The sequence below is a fragment of the Lederbergia wuyishanensis genome (assembly GCF_022900255.1).
GTDB lineage: Bacteria > Bacillota > Bacilli > Bacillales > Bacillaceae_C > Lederbergia > Lederbergia wuyishanensis.
The window spans coordinates 50,541-70,048 of record NZ_JALIRM010000002.1; the positions used below are offsets into that span (position 1 = coordinate 50,541).

The window sequence follows — 19,508 nt, forward strand, 5'->3', positions numbered from 1 at the left end:
ATGCGCTTTGAAGAACTACCTACACCTAGCTATATAATTGATGAAGATTTACTTGAAAAAAACCTAAAAATTCTACACGGTGTTATTGAACGGACAGGATGCAAGATTATTTTGGCTCAAAAAGCTTTTTCAATGTTTAAATTGTATCCGTTGATCGGAAAGTATTTAAACGGAGCAACTGCAAGTGGTATATACGAAGCACGATTAGGCTACGAAGAAATGGGAAAAGAAAACCACGTCTTTTCCCCTGCCTATCGTGAGGATGAAATGGACGAAATCATCGAGATTTGTGACCATATCATCTTTAACTCCTTTTCACAGGTAGAAAAGTTTAAAGACAAGGTCTTAAAAGCGGGTAAAAAAGTGGGCTTGCGCATCAACCCTGAATGCTCTACTCAAGTTGGGCATGCGATCTATGATCCTTGTTCACCAGGTTCTAGATTTGGTGTTAAACAAGAACATTTCCGTCCCGATTTACTAGAAGGTATTTCTGGGCTCCATTTCCACACACTTTGCCAGCAAAACTCAGATGACTTGGAAACGACTCTTAATGCAGTGGAAGAAAAGTTTGGTCCATGGCTATCACAAATGGAATGGATTAACTTTGGCGGCGGCCACCATATTACGAGAGAAGATTACGATATTCCATTACTTGAAAAGTGCATCAAGAGAATGCAAGACAAGTATGGATTAGAAGTATATCTTGAACCTGGTGAAGCTGTTGCACTAAATGCAGGATTCCTTGTGACGACGGTTCTTGACACACTTGAAAATGGTGTGGAAATTGCGATTCTTGATACTTCCGCAACATGTCATATGCCGGACGTATTGGAAATGCCTTATCGCCCACCACTTCAAGGATCAGGAGAAATAGGAGAAAAGCCGTTCACATATCGACTCGGCGGACAAACATGCCTTGCCGGCGATGTAATTGGTGACTATTCATTTGACCAGCCATTAAAAAGCGGTGACCGTCTCGTTTTTGAAGATATGGCGATCTATTCCATGGTGAAGAACACTACTTTCAACGGCATGGCATTGCCAGCCATTGTTGTAAAGGATAAAAGTGGTGATTACCAGGTTGTACATGAATTTGGGTACCAGGATTTTAAGATGAGACTAGCATAGAATCGCTCTAGAATACTATGAAAAGAACCAGACTTCTGTAGATAAGAGTCTGGTTTTTTGTGATAATAGGTAATAGAATTAAATATTTCCATTATATATGGGACAAAGTTCTTCTATTCCATTTGCATTGCCAGCATATAGTCTTTATGGACAGTTTTCATAAATCCATGTTCGACAATTTTTTCAATTCCACGAAGAATATTAATTAGTAAAAAAGCAATATCTTTAAAACACTCCATATACGTTACATAGTATTATATTGGCAAATTCATTTATATTGAGAGGAAAAATTACATGACCAGGCGAAAAGCATTATTATTCGTTTTTGAGGGTTATTGCGAGTTTGAAATTGCGGTGGCTATCTCTATGTTAAGGAGTTCTCTTGATTTATTTACCTTTGGTCTTGAGAAAAAAGCAATTAAATCAGAAGCGGGATTGACAACTTTACCAGACTTAATAGTAGATGAGATAACAGTTGATGAGTATGATTTCCTCATCATACCTGGCGGGGATTTAAGACCTATTGCCGAGTTTGAGTCTAACCAATTATATGAAGTGACAAAACAATTTGTAGAGGCTGGTAAAGTAACTGCGGCGATTTGCAGCGGCGTCTACGTACTTGCTAAAGCTGGCGTTTTAACAGAATCTCCGTATACCGTTACATGGGCAAAAGAACAACGATCATTTCTAGGTTGCTTCGAGGAGGACAATTATTGTTACGCTCCAACTGTTAAGCATAAAAATATCCTAACTGCTCAAGGTCATGCCTTTGTTTCTTTTGGCATCGAGTTAAGTAAAATGGTTAGGGATGTCAGTCAAGAGACTCTCGACTTTTACAGTGGGAAGAGAAATAAAATGATGGAGTTAGGATAAGATTCTATTATAGGAAAAAGTGACAAATCGTATTTTCGAAATGTCACTTTTTCATTTGATTCAACCAATCGAAATCATACGCTCAATGGCAAGTTTTGCTTTTTCCGCTGTCTCCTCTGGAACCGTGATCACGTGCTTGTTTTCTTTTAACGCGGCCAATACTTTCTCTAACGTAATCATTTTCATAAAAGGACAAACGGCTGTACGATTGGCTGGGATAAATCGTTTTTCAGGATTTTGTTTTTGCATTTGATGAATAATCCCTACTTCAGTTGCTACGATAAATTCACTTGCCTCAGACGTTTTAGAGTGTTTGAGCATATTGCCCGTTGATAGAATATGAGTTTTATTTTTAGGCAAAATACCCTCTGACATTAAATACATACTAGATGTAGAGCAGCCACACTCTGGATGGACAAGCAGCTCTGCTTCAGGATGCTGTGTAAGAACATCGTCTACATGCTCTGGAGCAATCCCAGCGTGTACGTGACATTCTCCCATCCAAATGTGCATGTTTTCACGACCTGTTTCGCGCTGTACGAATGACCCTAGGAACATATCCGGTAAGAAAAGAATCTCTTGATCTTCGGGGATTGATCTGACAATGTCAACAGCATTGGAAGACGTGCAACAATAATCGCTTAATGCCTTCACTTCAGCAGTTGTATTGACATACGCGACGACAACGGCACCAGGGTGCTCTGCTTTCCACTCGCGAAGCTGGTCTGCGGTGATAGAATCGGCTAGAGAGCAGCCTGCTTCAAGATCTGGAAGGAGCACCGTTTTCTCAGGGTTTAACATTGCAGCTGTTTCTGCCATAAAATGCACACCGCAGAACACAATCACATCAGCGGTTGTTTCCGCAGCAGCACGAGCGAGAGCAAGGGAATCTCCCAACACGTCTGCAATATCTTGAATTTCTGGAAGTTCATAATTATGAGCGAGTAAAATGGCATTACGTTTTTTCTTCCATTCTTGAATTTCTGCAACAATATGGCTTTTTGTTTCAGTCATTGTCATTTTGAAACTTCCCTTCTAATATTATTTTTCAACTGCGACTTTGACGCTAATATCAAGCGCTTTAAATGAATGGGTTAAAAATCCTAAAGAAATATAATGTACTCCCGAATCGCGATAAGTAGCTAAATTGTTTAATGTTATCCCGCCGGATGCTTCTGTAACAATATGCGGAGGTACTAACTTGATCAATTCTTTTATTTCATTAGGTGTACGATTATCAAACATGATGACGTCTGCACCTGCTTCTACCGCTTCGATTACTTGTTCTTTTGACTCTGTTTCCACTTCGATTTTGACCATATGTCCTACATTCTCCCGAACTAACTCAACTGCACGTCTGATAGAGCCTGCAAAAGATATATGGTTGTCTTTAATCATGACACCATCATAAAGACCGAGACGATGATTATATCCTCCGCCAGTACGGACAGCATATTTTTCAAGCATTCGTAGTCCTGGTGTTGTTTTCCTCGTATCGCAAATCCTTGTAAAGGAACTGTCCAGCGTCTCTACTGCTTTTCGAGTTAATGTAGCAATTCCACTCATACGTTGAACAAGATTGAGGACAACCCGCTCTCCTTTCAAAAGAGCTGTAACTTCACCTGAGACGATTGCTAATTGCTGCCCTAATTCGATTGAATCACCATCTTTTACGAATAACTGAATTTCAATTTGGGAATCTAAAACGTGAAAACCCGTCTTAATGATGTCCTCCCCACAAAAAACTCCTGCTTCTTTTGATAGAAAAACAATCTCTCCTCTTGGATTGTCAGCAAAAATTAAATCCGTTGTGACATCCCGCTCTCCAATATCTTCAATGAAAAATTGCTCAATTAACGAGCGCAACTTCACCTTATTCATGGCTGATTCCCACTTCCCTTTTACGATTTTGGATGATTATTTTCTTGCACCAATTGGCATTTTCATATGGAAAATCACTTCTATAATGTCCACCGCGGCTCTCTGTCCGAGTTAACGCTGCTTCCGTGATTAGGGAAGCATTGATATACATAAAAATAGCTTGAATATCTTGAATTGAATACGAATCAAGGCTTGTTAAATCATTAACATTTAACTCCTTAATCCAATGTTTCTGTTCTTCTAAAAGTTCCTTTGACCGTACGATGCCAACTCTTTTCATCATCGTATCCTTTAGGATTTGAAGATCCGGTAGGAATGTCTTTTTTACATGAGTTTCTATTGTTCTAGGAAACTCTGAAATTGTGTATTTTTTTGAATCCGAATTAATAAATTGTGAGAGCTTTTTTCCCTGATAAAGACCCTCTAATAGAGAATTACTTGCCAACCGATTAGCGCCATGGAGTCCTGTACAAGAAGCCTCACCAATTGCAAACAGTCCTTCTAAAGACGAGCGACCAATCAAATCCGTTTTAATTCCCCCCATTAAAAAATGGCTCCCGGGAACGATTGGAATTTTTCCTTCTGATAGATCAATTCCATGATTCTGGCACATTGCAGTTATGGAAGGAAATCTATCTTCAAAATGCTTGATATTCCGAATATCCAGGTATACTAGATGTCCCTTTTCGATAAAATTTAAAATCGTTTGAGAAACAACATGCCTTGGAGCAAGGTCTGTTAAAGGGTGGACGCCTTCCATAATGGGAGTTCCATCCTCCGTTACTAAAATAGCTCCTTCCCCTCTTACCGCTTCTGAAATTAGCCCTTTCGTCATCCCGTCTTTATATAAAAGCGTTGGATGAAATTGAACAAATTCCATATCTGCGATGTCTGCTCCAGCCATATACGCCATCGCAATCCCGTCGCCCGTGATAGTCGGGGCATTCGAGGTAAAGGAGTAAATTTGTCCGCATCCCCCGGTTGCGAGAACTACATAATTAGCATAATAATTGCGGATAGTGCCATCTTCATCTTTAGTTTTTACGCCAATACAGCGCTTCTGTTTTTGATCTACGATTAACTTGTAAGCAAAAACGTTCTCTTCAACCTTTATATTTTCTGTTAGATTACTAATCAAATACTCTATTACATGCTTTCCCGTTGCATCTCCACCGCTATGAACGATTCGATTTTCACTATGAGCTCCCTCTAATCCAAGGTGTAAATTTCCATTTGTATCCTTGTCAAAAAGATTAAAGAAGTCGCGAATTAGTGAAGGTGCTTCGTTCAATACTTCACGTACTGAGGCATCGTTATTGTGAAATCTTCCTGCTTCAAGAGTATCGGCATAATGCTTCGAAGGATCGTCCCCTAGCCCAATAGCGGCCGCTATGCCACCTTGCGCCAAATAGGAATTGGCATTTCTTATCTTTGACTTTGTGAGAATCCTCACTTTCTTATCACAGCTTAATAAAGTGGCCAGTTGTAAAGCCGCAACTCCACTACCTACAATCAGCACATCATTCATTTCCATGATGAAAGCCCCCAAATATTTTACAGGTGTCTTGACATATATATTTACACATATTGAATTTAAAAACAATATATTTTTGAATAAATTATAAAAGGAAAAAGTGGATCGAGTGGATAATCCTTTGGGGGATTGAGTAATTATGATGTAATGTATTAATTTTCGATATTACTTCCATAATCGGCAATGATTCAAGAAAAACTTGTCAACCTTTTATTATTGTGAATATCGTCTTTATTCTCGATGAAACGTAGCAGCCTTCTATTCTCGTTGGGAATTCCGCCTTTATTATCGATGAAACTTGACAACCTTCTGTTTTCATCGAGAATTCCGCCTCTATTCTCGAGGAAACTTGACAACCCGCTATTTTCATCGAGAATCCTCCCACTATTATCGAGGAAACTTAACAACCTGCTATTTTCATCGAGAATCCTCCCACTATTATCGAGGAAACTTGACAACCTGCTATTTTCATCGAGAATGCTCCCACTATTATCGAGGAAACTTAACAACCTGCTATTTTCATCGGGAATTCCGCTTTTACTTTCGATGAAGTATCGGTCGATCACTATTTAAAACAAATAAAAAGAGCAAAGACCTCCCCTCAAGAGAGAGGTGTTCTTCGCCCAAGAGTAATATTGGTTTATAGTTTGTTTTTCATTACATGGAGGCTTTAGCTCCTTGTACCTCTAGCATTAGATTTGCCTTTTTTCTTTTGTTGTTCATCTGGTCGTTTTTCTTTACCATTTCGATTTTCTTTTTGCGCTTCTGAGTCTTTAACCACGTTATTCCCTCCATTGTCACTTTAAAATAGTTTCACTAAGATCATTTGCTGCTACATACAGTTTATTTTTATTTTGGCTTTACCTTTTAGCCAATATTATCGTAACCGGAATATGGTAATTTATTCAGCATGTCCATCATCGGCATTTTTCTCCTTGTTTCCGTTTTATCTTTTATCAAAAAGGTCTGAAAAAGAAGAAGGTTTATGAACTAATATTGTGGAATACATTGTATGAGACACCATGGAGATAACACCATCTTGAACGACTATTTAATAATGGAGGTATGTTCATGAGCAAAAAAGTGTTAATCATTACAGGTGATGCAGTAGAGGCACTAGAAGTATTCTATCCTTATTATCGTTGTTTGGAAGAGGGATTCGAAACAACCATTTCCTCACCTTCTGTTAAAAAACTTTATACGGTGAGTCATGATTTTGTTGAAGGAACGGAAACGTATGTCGAGAAGCCAGCATATGGTTTAGATTCTCACGTTGCTTTTGCAGATGTCGATCCTGGAGAATACGATGGGTTGATTATTCCTGGAGGACGAGCTCCGGAATATATTCGATTAGACGAATCTGTTCCAGCTATAGTCCGCCATTTCTTTGAGGAGAATAAGCCAGTAGGCGCTATCTGTCATGCAGCGCAGGTCCTTTCTGTCGTTCCTGATTTGATGAAAGGAAAAGAATATACAGCTTATATTGCCTGTAAACCGGATGTACAAGCGTGCGGCGCAACGTATATTGATGAGCACTTGCATGTACATGAAAACCTTGTTTCCGGACATGCTTGGCCCGATTTGCCAGGATTTATGCGCGAATTTATCCGTCTATTAAACAATTAAGTGCAATAGCATTCTTTCAGGCTTTACTAGCAGCTTACTAACATTTTTTTATTCCTAGGCTAGACAAGACATCTATGAAATACCTTGTCTAGCCTTTTAGAATTGGTAGTTTTTTAAGGGTCAGTGTTATTCTGAAGTTTTTGAAATGCAGTGATGAGGCAACTTTTATCTAAAACAATTAAAAATAATTTCCGAAAAAATAAGGGGCAAATCAAAATGAGTGAAAATCTACTAAATGCAATCCACTATTTTAGGATTCCTGTTGTCGATTTGGAGCGTTCAGTAACTTGGTACACGGAAATTTTAGGTTTTCAATTACGCTTTAATACGGGAAATTTAGCCGTATTAGCACTTCCATCAGGACCTCTTTTCGTCCTCGTAGAAGCTGATAAGGACTCTCGAGGACATTTTACAATTAATGGACAGCCTGAGTTTTCAGTAGGTTTTACCACATCTAGAATTAAAGATTTACATAACCATTTATCACATAATGGTGTTCAAGTAGAGCCTATCCAAGAAGATAACGGACATCACCTTTTTTATTTTTACGATCCCAGTGGAAACAAACTACAAGTCCATAACTAAACTTAATGAAGGGGGTTTTTAAAATGGTACAGCAGCAAACTATTTCATATGTAAAGGGAATTAATTGTATCTATCTACCCGTTTCCAATATCCAAGAATCAGCTAAATGGTATGTAGAAAATCTTCATTTAGAATTATTAAAAGAGGTACATGAGCATTCCACACAAGCACAACTGAAAATTTCATCTGAACAGACCATATTTTTAATCAAGGTTGCAAATATCTTCAACCTTACTTATTTTGAAGTAGATGGAAACGAACAATGTGTTTTAACCCTAGAGGTTTCAAATATCCAACAATTACATGAAAAACTGCGATCAAATTCAATCGAAATAGACGATATTGAAGACAACGACGGCTGTGGATTATCTTTTAAAATAAAAGACCCCGATGGAAATATGATTGATATTTGGGGTGGCTGGGCATAAAAGTTCTAAAGTTTTGATGTAGATTCATGTGGAGGTATAAGTATGCAAGATGATATTTTACTAAATCCTAGCAAAATAGTTAAACTAGAAAATTACAATTTTAGCGGGTTGGACGCTTCTTTAATAGGTGCGATTAAGTCTGTTATCAATTATTACGAACTCCCTATATCGACATCGTGGATATATGGCATGACAGGGTATGCTTTTTTACATGTTCTGGATGAAGGGCTAGTCAAACCAAATGCTGGACCACCAGAACCAGAGATTTTCAAACTTACTCGTAATATTGGTGTCGAGATAAATGGTTTCCATGTTTACGCTGAAGGGGAAGAATTTAAAAATTTACAAGCAGAGGCATGGGAGAAAGCAAAATTAGCAATTAACTCCAAACAGCCAGTTTTCGCAAAAAATATTGATATCCAAAACCAAACATCAGTTGTCTACGCTTATGATGATATCGGTTATTATACGAAATCATGGCATACAGGGTATGAACATAGTGAGGAAGTCTTACCTTGGAAAGCCCTTGGATTCGCTCTTTGTCCTTGCATCAACTGTGTTAATTCCCGAAATGAAGCTAAATTCGTAAATCCGACAGGTGGACTTATTTCTTTACATTGGGCTAGGCTCATTGAAGCTGTTAATGAAAAAACCGCTTTAAAAGAAGCTTTAGAATTTATAATTCGATTAAATGAAGAAGGGATTTACAATTGGGAAGGCAACAAGTATTTTATTGGACAAAAGGCTTATGAACGTTGGTTAACCGCAATGGAAAACAACAAAATTAACAAATATTATTTTAGCCTATTCGTTGAAATTTTAAATGAAGGTAGACATCACGCAGTTACATTCTTAACAGAGATAAAAGAGAAAATTCCTTCAATAAATGAACAGCTTATCAATGAAGCAATATCTACATACAGCGAGATTGCCTCACGGTATAAAATTTTGAATAGCATGTACCCGTATGAGGAGCCTCCCGTCATCGAAATGGAGAATAAAGAACAATGTGTTGCGATTGTTAAAGAGTTGATGAGTTTAGAGGAAAAAGCATTGAACATGTTGAAAAAAATCCATGCTTGTTTACCATAGACTTGTAACCTAACAAAGAGGGAGAATTCATAAATATAATTCCTCCCTCTTCTGTTCTTCTAAAATAAAATATTATTTATCGATTAATATTTAGACCATGATTTTGAATCTTATCCTTTTTACGCACCTTTATTCCAAACAACATTCTTGTTACAGCTAGTCGTTTTATAACAAATTCATACAGTAAAAATGAAGCCAGTAGAGTCAAAAACATAATCATGAAGAATTTTGAGTAAATGCCCACGTTTAATTTTACAATATAATATCCCACGACTACTAAAATGCTCTGATGAATGATGTAAATCGGGAATGCCGCTTCATTCATATAAGTAATCGCTTTATGAGGAAAATTTAAAAGCTTATTGCCATAACCCAAAATGACAATTAATGTTAACCACATATTCATGGTTCGTAAAAAGGCAATGAATATATCCATGGCTGAAAATTTTTGAACATCTGGATATACAGTCATGAGTACGATATGGGTCGGCACCAATATCGCTATGGAAATCAAAGCTTTAAAACGGATACGGTTAAACATTTCTTGGTACCTTGAATCACTAGCAGTGATGAATCCTGCAATAAATATCACAAGAAAATAGAATGGATTTTGACCGCCAGGAGCAGGTAGAGCCTGGGTTATAAATAATACAATAATTAAGGAAATAAAAACAAATGGTTTACTAAAATTATGATTAAACTTATTTAATTGTTCTTTGCTACATTTCATGTACCTGGAGAATAGCGGTAATGCAATGACTGATAAAACAAATAAATAGAGAATAAACCATAAATGTGCCGGCGTAAATGTTCCAAAATAACCAGATAAATCACTGAAATCGATAAAAAAACCTTTTAAGAATGAGAAATAGTTACCCGCTTCACCTGAATGGTGCAACAATGCATAATAACCTTGTGGCGGCACAATGACTAGAACACCAAAAATAAGCGGAATCAATAAACGATCATTACGTTCTTTTAAGTATTGGGAGGTCGATCTCCTTTGGAGAGCATACCAACTTGCTGATCCTGCTACCAAGAATAATAATGGCATAAACCAATTACTAGTAATCGCAATAAACCAACTTAACCCCCAACTTAAACTATCATTCTTCACATAAAACGGATCCCAATAATCAAAAACCCGTGCTGAATGGAATGGGAATAACAATAGAATTGCTAAATTCCTAAGCCAGTCAATATCATATCTTCTTACCCCAAATGCTTTCTCTTTCACGTATACTCCTCCTGATTTAGGTCTAACTCTAAACTGTGAAATAACCAACTGACAAAAATAAATATAAAATCAGGGGAGTAAAAACCTAATTAAGACTCCTAATATCACATTTATATTGATTTCATTGGTTTCCTTGTTTCGAAAAGGCTTCCGTACCTTATTACAACATTGCTTTTGCCGTCAATCCCACCAAAAATACCAAACTGAAGAATTTTTAAGTGTTCCTGCTAGTGCATTCACTGTTCCAACCCCTTGCCAGACGATGTCGCCGCAAAATCCAAATTGTTCCCAGGCAAGGGACTCTGATTCTTTCTGTGTTGTAGGAGGATTTTCAACAAATAACTCCCATACATCAGGGGTAACGACGGCAGGGATGGCTCCATATTTTTCATACCAGTATTTAAATATTGCAACTTGCTGTTCTGGTAGCGGGCATTCGTTAATCCCTCCCATGCGGACCCAAGCTGCTACCTCCCAAGGTTTATCGGTTGGAATTTTAGCTAAAATTACTTTTTCACCAATTGCATCTTCTACTGTTAAAAAATGATTTGTCGGCTCTTTTATCGAAAACTCTCCCCTAATATCGTAATCATCCTCTTCGTCCTCCATTGGCATCACATCTTGTAGCAGATCTTTCAACAATTTTTTTACATCAATATCGTTCGCTTTTGTGAGGATGGATTCTCGATCATCACGCAAATATTCCTCATCCTTCTCTACATCAACAATCTCTAACATTTCCTCTGAAGGAATAATGATTAGAGGTGTATATCCTTCTTTTTTCCCTTCTATAAAAGCTTGATTGTACCGCGCCATTATATCATCAATATATTTCTCCTGAATAATGAGACAATCGCAGCCCAAGTTAGCAATGATATTTCCAATAAGATCTTTCTTTACTTTCGTTTTTTTAAATCGATCAAATATACCCACAACCTTCATCTCCTCTTGGGTTTATAGTATATAAGTTCGACAAAATTGATTTTTTTCCTTTGAGAAACGGCCTTATTCCTCTTTTAAAAAATTGTTCAATTAGCACATCAACAACAAATAACCTGAGTCCTATAATATAGACTCAGGTTATTACATTCAATAAGCTTTATTTTTTGTCATACAGTCATTGATTCTTTTTTTCTAATAAGATGAACAAGTAAATAGACAATAGGAGTCGTAAGAATCGCAGCAAAAAATTTAAAAATATATTGTGTAATAATTAAGGTCACAAGAACTGCGTTTGGCATCATTCCATAAAATGCAATCGTTATAAAGATGGTTGTATCAATTAATTGGCTCAGCATGGTTGAAGCATTATTCCGTAACCAAAGTTTTTTTTGTCCATGAATGCTTTTTAATTTATTGAATATATAAACGTCTAAATTTTGACTAACAACGTATGAAATTAAACTTGCGATTATCACTCGAAAACTTCCATTTAAAATGGTTTCGAATGACTGCTGATCTTTAAAAACCGGTGCGGCTGGAAGATGAACCGTAATCGTAATAAAGATTAACGCTAGGATTTGTGTAATCAATCCTGCCTGTACAGTCCTCCTTGCCTCTTTTTTCCCATAAATCTCAACAATGGTATCTATAATCGGAAATGTAAATATATAAATGATGACTGCAGCGGGCAATATGGCGAAATCTCCAATATTAAACAGCTTAACCGCTACAATGTTTGACAAAATTAATAATCCAACAAAAACTCCATTTAAATATAAAATCATATCTATGTTCCTTCTTTCATCGATTATCTATCTTTTCAGGATAGAGGTCATGATTCATTAAACGAAAGTTAGCTATCTCTTCGTACTTTGTTCCTGGCTTACCATAGTTACACCAAGGATCAATCGATATCCCCCCGCGCGGCGTAAATTTCCCCCAAACCTCAATATAGCGGGGCTCGAGCAAATTGATTAAATCATTCATTATGATATTGACGCAATCCTCATGAAAATCGCCATGATTCCTAAAACTAAAGAGATATAGTTTGAGTGATTTGCTCTCAACAAGTTTTTGATCGGGGATATATGAAATATATATCGTTGCAAAATCAGGCTGTTTGGTCAGCGGACACAAACTCGTAAACTCCGGACAATTAAACTTAACGAAATAATCATGGTTCTCATGAAGATTATCCACCGTTTCCAACACATCAGGCGCATATTCAAATAAATAAGCAGTACCTTGATTACCTAATAAAGTTAAATCGTCCAATCCTTGTTCAGACTTTCGTCCAGACATAAAAAAACCTCCTGTAGATGTATCTTTCACAGGAGGGTACACTTCACCAGTCTATGGCAAACCAAGGAAATAAAAAAAACAAAAGACCAGGTCCTTATGGACATGGCCTACTAGTCATAATTCCATAGTTTTTTATAGAGGGTTATTAGCTATGAACCTCTCCCGTGCAAGTACGGGTATATTATTTTCAATATATACTATAGAGAATGCTAAAGTATTCGTCAAATGTAAATGTTAAACGATAACCAGCTTCATTATTTGTATGGGATACAGGGGTAGGTTCCTTATCTCGGAATAAAATGTAATTATTGTTTTGAACAGTAAATCTATATTTTCACGGAATATAGTGGGTCAATTTTCTTTGTATTCCGAATCAGTGATAACCTTTATTTCACAACATACTTTTTTTAATTGATAAACTCTTGTGTTACTCTTCCTTCCCCTACTCGTTCATTGAATTGCCCATTTGTGTATTCATTAATTACGTTTCTCCAAAATAATTGTGCGGGTTTATTTTTTTCGATTTGGAAAATTTCCCATTTTCCCCTATGTAAATGAAATATATCTTTAGCAACTAATTTACCTAAACCCGCTCTTCGATACTTTTTCATAATAAAAAACTCAGAAATTAGAAAGTATGCTTTAGTGTCTGTTTTTATCCATTTTACGAGGACAAAACCTGCGTTATGTCCGTCCAACCTAACTAAATATGGGAAATGATCATCCTTTGTCCAATAGTCACTTAAAGGATATTCACTGAATTTCCCATCTTCTTCAACATGTGCTTCAATATACACTGAAAAGTCATAAATATAGAATTGCAATAAGTTCTTAAGTGTTTCTTGATGTTCCAAACCTACTCTAATAATCTCGTAACTAATCATTTTTGACACCTTTCTTATTTGAATCCTAAGATATTCAATATATCGCCTATGAATCCCTGCTAAAAATCAGAAATAAATTATGCTTTGTTAAAAATGTCTTTGTGTTTAATATTCCGTTTTAGCCTATTAGCACACAATTCATTCCACCGTCACCTATATTTATCTTTATCCTTCTCTACATAATATTGAACAATCCGCTCTAGTTCTTCCAAATATAGTTTGGCCATGCGGCTGAGTTGTGCCTTTTTACTTACAATCCAACCTACAGAAATCTCTTCTCCTTCTTCAAGAGGAACTGATACAATATCGGAGCCGTTTAAATCTGAACTTAAGATTCCTGTTGAAATGGTGTACCCATTTAGTCCAATTAATAGGTTGAAAAGTGTGGCCCTATCACTCACTTGGATGCTTTTTTTACTTGGTATTGTACTAAAAATTTCTTCAGAATAATAAAACGAATTATACTCTCCTTGTTCAAAGGTAAGACGGGGATAATCCTCCAAGTCCTCCAATGTAACAGATGATCTACTAGCGAGCGGATTTTGAGAGCTCACAAAAATATGCGGGGCAGCTTTAAATAGTAGATTAAACTCCAACCCTTCCTCTTTTAACAGCGGCATCATCACTTTTTCATTAAATAGACTCATATATAAAATGCCTATTTCACTTCGAAGGTTTTTCACATCTTCAATAATTTCATAGGTTTTCGTTTCCCTCATCGTAAATTGATACTTGTCAGAACCGTATTTTTTTATCATCTCTACAAAAGCATTAACTGCAAAGGCATAATGCTGAGTGGAAACAGCAAATAACTGCGGCGAAGGTGTCGTTTTAAAATAGCGCCGCTCTAGCAGTTCAACCTGCTCCACTACTTGTCGGGCATATCCCAGAAATTCTGCTCCATCTGAAGAAAGAATGATTCCTGCAGATGTACGAGTAAAGATCGTAATGCCTAATTCCTCTTCTATATTTTTTATCGCTTTTGATAGACTCGGCTGCGAAATATAGAGTCTGCGCGCAGCCTCATTCATGGAGCCACACATTGCAATTTCAATGACATATTTTAAATGTTGTAAATTCATTCATTGTCCCTCATCTTTCACGTTACCCTAGAGAAATCTCGTGGTTTTTTTTGAAATGCGTTATAGCTTATGGTTATAACTAGTGATACCTTTTTTCAGTTAGTCTATATCCCATACCCATGATAAGATTCATTATACATTCAAATTATTCATTGTGGAAAAGAGGGAATTATATGCAAGCAACGACTACAATTTTCCGAGCTGATCAAGTGGGTAGTTTATTACGTACGGATGTCATCAAGGAAGCACGATTACAGAAAGCGGCAGGGAAAATTACAGCTGAGCAATTACGTGCGATAGAAGATAAAGAAATTGCTAGAATCATGGAAAAACAAAAGGAAATTGGCTTAAAGGCTGTTACAGATGGAGAATTCCGAAGAGCTTGGTGGCACTTCGATTTTTTAGAAGGTTTAACTGGCGTGGAAGGCTATTGGTCTGGAAACGGGATTCAATTCCAGCAACAACAAACGAAATCCCGTGCTATTAAAGTTAAAAGTAAGTTGGATTTTGAAAGTCACCCGATGCTAGAAGACTTTAAATATCTTCATCAAGTTGCGGGGGACCATGTGGCGAAATTTACAATTCCAAGCCCAAGTATGCTTCATTTCCGCGGTGAAATTGATTCTACTGTCTACCCGGATGAAGAAGAGTTCTTTGATGATTTGGCACAAGCTTATAAAAAAGGAATTAAAGCTTTTTATGATGCTGGATGCCGTTACTTGCAATTAGATGATACGGCGTGGGCCTATCTCTGTTCAGAAGAGCAAAAGGAACAGCTTCGAGCGAAGGGTAAGAATCCCGACTTTTTAGTTAAAATGTATCTCGATATGCTTAACAAAGCAGTGGCAGATCGTCCGGACGATTTAAAAATAACGATGCATATTTGTCGCGGAAATTTCCGCTCTACTTGGATTTCTTCCGGTGGATATGAGCCGGTTGCTGAACCTTTATTTGGTCACTTAAATATCGATGGATTCTTCCTTGAATATGACAATGATCGTTCAGGTGGATTTGAGCCTCTTCGCTTTGTGAATCGCTCTGATCTTAATATTGTATTAGGTCTTATCACTTCGAAACATGGTGAACTAGAAGATAAAGATTTGATTAAAAGACGGATTGAAGAAGCATCTAAATATGTGGATATTAATCAATTGTGTTTAAGCCCTCAATGTGGCTTTGCTTCAACAGAAGAAGGCAATTTGTTGACAGAGGAAGAACAATGGGATAAATTGCGGTATGTTGTTGAAATTTCCCGGGAAATATGGAAGTAAGAAGGCGAAAAGAAGTCGTTTAACTATAAAAATGTAGGAAAGTGGCGGCTCGTGCACAATGTACCTGCCGACCGCCATTAACCTATATATATTAGCTTAGTTGGAAGTTTAATTTTCCCAACATTCAAAATAATACACATACAAGGTGATGTACATGCGCGTTGTTCAAACAGCTCAGGTTATAGCTGAAAGTAAATTTAACAAGTTTCATTTATTAGTATTTTTATGGTGTTTCTATGCCATTGCTTTTGATGGCTTTGATATTGCTCTGTTTGGAATTGGCTTGCCACTAATGATGGAAGATTACAAGCTAACGGTTGTAGAAGCCGGTGCTATTGGCAGTTATACTTTAGTAGGAATGATGTTGGGTTCCTTCATTCTAGGTTCTCTTTCAGACGTCATTGGTCGTAAAAGAATTTTAGCAATTTGTATGGCTTTATTCAGTATTTTTTCTTTATTAGCAGGTTTGGCACCAAATTCCCTAGTCTTTACAATCATGCGTTTCGTTGCCGCACTTGGAATGGGTGGATTAATGCCGGCCGTTATTTCAATCATGACAGAATATTCTCCAAAGAAAAATCGTGCCCTAATAGTGGCCACAATGTATTGTGGGTATTCCATTGGTAGTATTCTAGCATCGCTCATCGGGATGTATGTAATGGAAAGTCTTGGGTGGAGATTTTTGTATTATCTGGGTATTATTCCAATCTTTACATTGCCTTTTTTCCTTAAAAAATTCCCAGAATCACTGTCTTATTATATTCTTCGTAAACAAGGGGACAAAATCGCAAATATTTTAAATAAGGTAGATCCAAAAGGAAACTATCAGGCAACAGACGACTATGAATATGATACGGTAAAAGAACAGGCAAAAGGGTTTCTTGCCAAAAAACTTGTTTCAGATAACCGCTTTGTTAGTACGTTAGCGTTTTGGACAGCTGTGTTCAGCTGCCTGCTCATGATTTATGGTCTCAACACATGGCTTCCAAAAATCATGAGGGAATCCGGTTTTGGTATTTCGTCCAGCTTATCCTTTATTTTAGTTCTAGGAGTTGGCCAAATTGGCGGATCTTTACTAGGGGGACTATTGGTAGAAAAAATTGGTCACCGCAAAGTGCTGTTACTCATGTACGGCTTAGGGACCTGTTGTTTTGTACTTCTTAGTATAACATCGAACACCCTTTTACTATATCTATTAGTCGCCATCGGTGGGGCGTGCACAGGCGGAACACAAAACTTAGTGAATCCGTATATATCTGAATTTTACCCACGCGAGATACGAACAACAGGTCTCAGTGTCACAGTCGGCATCGGGAGAATAGGAGCTATTCTGGCACCTATTTTGATCGGGCTCGTCCTCGCTACCAATATAGCACCCCAACAAGCATTCATTGCTTTTGCCATCCCAAGTATTTTGGGAGGAATTGCGTTTTTATTAGTGCAAGAGAAATATGGAAGTTTTGATCGAGTTGGAAAGGCTCCTCAGCGCGAAGCGGCATAAGAAGAAAAGTACGAGGCATCCGTTACGTCGATAAGCACATTTTCTGAGGGACTTACCTTTTAATGTCGCAGTTTTCTGGTTTCGAGCTGTTGGCGTCCATAGCTAGCAATAGTTTTAGTTCAAATTAATAAAATTATATTTCCTATAAAAACTGACCTTTGTCTCTTTGGAATTTGCTATTCTTAAAAGCATTCCAAATGAGTTCAAAGGTTCTTTATTTTTTATGCCTTTTTTAAATACTAATTTCAGAAAGATACTTTAGATAGCCTCCATTTTAATTTTCGCGTTTTTTGTCGTAAAGATTTTGAAACATTTTTAATAATTTTTCCGACTATATTCTAAAAGGAAGGTGATTATGGAAAGATGCTTTAATGTTTTCTATTTTCGAATGTAATAATTAACAGATGACAACCTCAGTAATTAAATATGCAACTACTCTTATATATAGATAAGTCCAACTTAATAAATTTATATCATTTACAAAATACGACACAATCAAAAAATAAATTTTTGTAATATAATAGTAATAGTTTTAATAATAAAGTAAAATAATTACAAGTTTTTTAGATTATAGCTGGATGTCGTTGATTTCATGGATTAACAAATAGCGGAGGGAATATTTATGGGGGCGTTACAACAACCAGTTGTTGAACTTGAGCGGGGTAAGCGGCATAAACCGCGGACAAACCGAGATTTTATTGTCATTGGAAGTATTGTTATCGCTTTGGTTATTGCACTAATATTTGCTGGGCTTAGCTTTTATCAGGCAACCCGGTTTAATTCGAACGTTACGATTAATGACGTACAGGTTGGCGGTCTGACAGCTGATAAGGCGATACAAAAATTAAAGGAAACTACATTAACAAATAAAGTCTATGTTGGAGAAGTACTTATTCTAGATGAAGAAGATACGAAAATGGCGTTTTCCAATCAAGATATGACTGAGGTTAAAAAGTTATTAAAAGACCAGTGGACGTTTTTTCCATCCTCTGAGGCAAAAAACTATTGGTTGATACCCAATATGTCGGATAATTTCCGAAACGAAACGATGGTAAAGAAATTAGAAGAAAAACTGCAATCCATGAATGCAACCTTAGAAGCTCCTAAAGATGCAGTAGTAAAATTGGAAGGCGGCAAAATTGTTATCTCCGATGGCGCTGAAGGAGGACAGTATGATATCGCTGCTTTGCTCCAGAATTTCAAAGAACAAAAGTATACAAGTGATATCAAAATGGAACCTGCATTCATTCAACCAATCAAAGCGGACAATGAGATTATTAAAGAAGAAGAGAGAAATTACCTAGCCTTTCTTGAAAGAACAGTAGATTATAAGGTTCAAGACAAAGTGTATACACTTAAAGCAAGTGAACTAATTAAAGATGCTACGATAACAGACGGTAATGTAGTGACCATTACTGCAAGTGACATTCAGAAGAAAATAGATGAAATTAATCAATCTCAATCAACTTTAAATAAGAACATTGACTTTAAGACCCATTCTGGCAAAGTCATTTCGGTAAAAGCTCAAGGCTTTGGATGGGCATTAGATGTTGAAAAAGAAGCGGAACTAGTTCGAGCAGCTTTTGAAATTGGGGAAAAGGAAGTTTCCGCTACAAATATTTACGGCCATGGCTGGACGAACGAAGGCGTTGGCTATGAAACAACCGCGAATAACGGTATTGGCGGCAATTATGCAGAAGTATCTATTAAAGAACAACGAATTTGGATTTATAGAAATGGTAAATTAGCCGTTACAACGGATGTAGTGACCGGCAAACATAGTACTGGGGAAGATACGTCTCCTGGAATTTGGTATATACTTTTTAAACGTACACCTTACACACTAAAAGGCAGTGCAGTAGGAAAAGCTGATTACGAAATTGAGGTAAACTACTGGGCTCCATTTACAAACAGCGGGCAAGGATTCCATGATGCTAGCTGGCGGAGAAACTGGTCCAAAAACGCATATCTAAGAGAGGGCTCAGGTGGTTGCGTCAACGTACAACCTAGTATTATGAAACAAGTATATGATAACTTAAATACTTATGATCCGGTTGTGGTTTATTAAGAAGGACGGGGCTTGTGCTTCCTGCCACGGAAGTTCAAGACCCGTCCCTTTTTTTAAAAAAGCCTCATAATTAA

Annotated in this window: 18 protein-coding genes and 1 riboswitch; of the genes, 9 read left to right on the top strand and 9 right to left on the bottom strand. The window is 37.0% G+C overall.

Annotated features, from left to right (window positions below):
* Entirely contained in the window at positions 1 to 1,128 is a 1,128-nt protein-coding gene (gene nspC / locus MT489_RS06370; protein ID WP_244680701.1) for a carboxynorspermidine decarboxylase, read from the top strand.
* Between the two features lie 294 nt (positions 1,129 to 1,422).
* Positions 1,423 to 2,001, top strand: coding sequence for a DJ-1/PfpI family protein (locus tag MT489_RS06375; protein WP_244680702.1), 579 nt, complete (start codon positions 1,423 to 1,425; stop codon positions 1,999 to 2,001).
* 60 nt (positions 2,002 to 2,061) lie between these two features.
* Here MT489_RS06375 and nadA read toward each other — a convergent pair whose 3' ends face one another.
* The 3 genes from nadA to nadB are packed head-to-tail and all read right to left on the bottom strand — an operon-like array spanning position 2,062 to position 5,416.
* On the bottom strand, positions 2,062 to 3,021 hold the full coding sequence (gene nadA / locus MT489_RS06380) for a quinolinate synthase NadA (protein WP_244680703.1): 960 nt from the start codon (positions 3,019 to 3,021) through the stop codon (positions 2,062 to 2,064).
* Between the two features lie 21 nt (positions 3,022 to 3,042).
* A complete protein-coding gene (nadC, locus tag MT489_RS06385) occupies positions 3,043 to 3,882 on the bottom strand; it encodes a carboxylating nicotinate-nucleotide diphosphorylase (RefSeq protein WP_244680704.1) in 840 nt (279 codons plus the stop codon).
* Positions 3,875 to 5,416, bottom strand: a complete 1,542-nt coding sequence (gene nadB, locus MT489_RS06390) for an L-aspartate oxidase (protein WP_244680705.1) — start codon at positions 5,414 to 5,416, stop codon at positions 3,875 to 3,877. Before nadB ends, nadC begins: the two co-directional genes overlap by 8 nt.
* Before the next feature lie 1,071 nt (positions 5,417 to 6,487).
* Between nadB and MT489_RS06395 the strand changes: the two genes are divergently transcribed.
* The 4 genes from MT489_RS06395 to MT489_RS06410 all read left to right on the top strand — a co-directional run bounded on the left by MT489_RS06395 (position 6,488) and on the right by MT489_RS06410 (position 9,147).
* Complete coding sequence (locus tag MT489_RS06395) at positions 6,488 to 7,042, top strand: DJ-1/PfpI family protein (RefSeq protein WP_244680706.1); 555 nt, start codon at positions 6,488 to 6,490, stop codon at positions 7,040 to 7,042.
* A 216-nt stretch (positions 7,043 to 7,258) separates the two neighbouring features.
* The gene (locus tag MT489_RS06400; protein ID WP_244680707.1) at positions 7,259 to 7,627 is read left to right on the top strand and encodes a VOC family protein; all 369 of its coding nucleotides are present in this window, start codon (positions 7,259 to 7,261) and stop codon (positions 7,625 to 7,627) included.
* Between the two features lie 23 nt (positions 7,628 to 7,650).
* Positions 7,651 to 8,055, top strand: a complete 405-nt coding sequence (locus MT489_RS06405; protein WP_244680708.1) for a VOC family protein — start codon at positions 7,651 to 7,653, stop codon at positions 8,053 to 8,055.
* Positions 8,056 to 8,097: 42 nt separating this feature from the next.
* Positions 8,098 to 9,147 (top strand): hypothetical protein, encoded by a 1,050-nt coding sequence (locus tag MT489_RS06410; protein ID WP_244680709.1) that lies wholly within the window; start codon positions 8,098 to 8,100, stop codon positions 9,145 to 9,147.
* Positions 9,148 to 9,223: 76 nt separating this feature from the next.
* Here the strand turns inward: MT489_RS06410 and MT489_RS06415 are convergent, their stop codons facing one another.
* The 6 genes from MT489_RS06415 to MT489_RS06440 form a co-directional block, all read right to left on the bottom strand.
* Positions 9,224 to 10,384 carry an acyltransferase family protein gene (locus MT489_RS06415; protein WP_244680710.1) on the bottom strand — a complete coding sequence of 387 codons (1,161 nt, stop codon included), beginning with the start codon at positions 10,382 to 10,384 and terminating at the stop codon, positions 9,224 to 9,226.
* 180 nt (positions 10,385 to 10,564) lie between these two features.
* Positions 10,565 to 11,317 carry a DUF4253 domain-containing protein gene (locus MT489_RS22310; RefSeq protein ID WP_244680711.1) on the bottom strand — a complete coding sequence of 251 codons (753 nt, stop codon included), beginning with the start codon at positions 11,315 to 11,317 and terminating at the stop codon, positions 10,565 to 10,567.
* Between the two features lie 176 nt (positions 11,318 to 11,493).
* Positions 11,494 to 12,111: a queuosine precursor transporter gene (locus MT489_RS06425; RefSeq protein ID WP_244680712.1), complete on the bottom strand. Its 618-nt coding sequence runs from the start codon at positions 12,109 to 12,111 to the stop codon at positions 11,494 to 11,496.
* A gap of 16 nt (positions 12,112 to 12,127) precedes the next feature.
* Entirely contained in the window at positions 12,128 to 12,628 is a 501-nt protein-coding gene (queF, locus tag MT489_RS06430; protein ID WP_244680713.1) for a preQ(1) synthase, read from the bottom strand.
* A gap of 118 nt (positions 12,629 to 12,746) precedes the next feature.
* Positions 12,747 to 12,794: riboswitch (PreQ1 riboswitch) on the bottom strand.
* 241 nt (positions 12,795 to 13,035) lie between these two features.
* On the bottom strand, positions 13,036 to 13,512 hold the full coding sequence (locus MT489_RS06435; protein ID WP_244680714.1) for a GNAT family N-acetyltransferase: 477 nt from the start codon (positions 13,510 to 13,512) through the stop codon (positions 13,036 to 13,038).
* A gap of 149 nt (positions 13,513 to 13,661) precedes the next feature.
* Positions 13,662 to 14,594 (bottom strand): LysR family transcriptional regulator, encoded by a 933-nt coding sequence (locus MT489_RS06440; protein WP_244680715.1) that lies wholly within the window; start codon positions 14,592 to 14,594, stop codon positions 13,662 to 13,664.
* 173 nt (positions 14,595 to 14,767) lie between these two features.
* Between MT489_RS06440 and MT489_RS06445 the strand changes: the two genes are divergently transcribed.
* From MT489_RS06445 to MT489_RS06455, 3 genes are all read left to right on the top strand, one after another.
* Complete coding sequence (locus MT489_RS06445) at positions 14,768 to 15,865, top strand: 5-methyltetrahydropteroyltriglutamate--homocysteine S-methyltransferase (protein ID WP_244680716.1); 1,098 nt, start codon at positions 14,768 to 14,770, stop codon at positions 15,863 to 15,865.
* A gap of 154 nt (positions 15,866 to 16,019) precedes the next feature.
* Complete coding sequence (locus MT489_RS06450) at positions 16,020 to 17,366, top strand: MFS transporter (RefSeq protein ID WP_244680717.1); 1,347 nt, start codon at positions 16,020 to 16,022, stop codon at positions 17,364 to 17,366.
* A gap of 622 nt (positions 17,367 to 17,988) precedes the next feature.
* A complete protein-coding gene (locus tag MT489_RS06455) occupies positions 17,989 to 19,434 on the top strand; it encodes a L,D-transpeptidase family protein (protein WP_244680718.1) in 1,446 nt (481 codons plus the stop codon).
* The last annotated feature ends 74 nt before the right edge of the window (positions 19,435 to 19,508 follow it).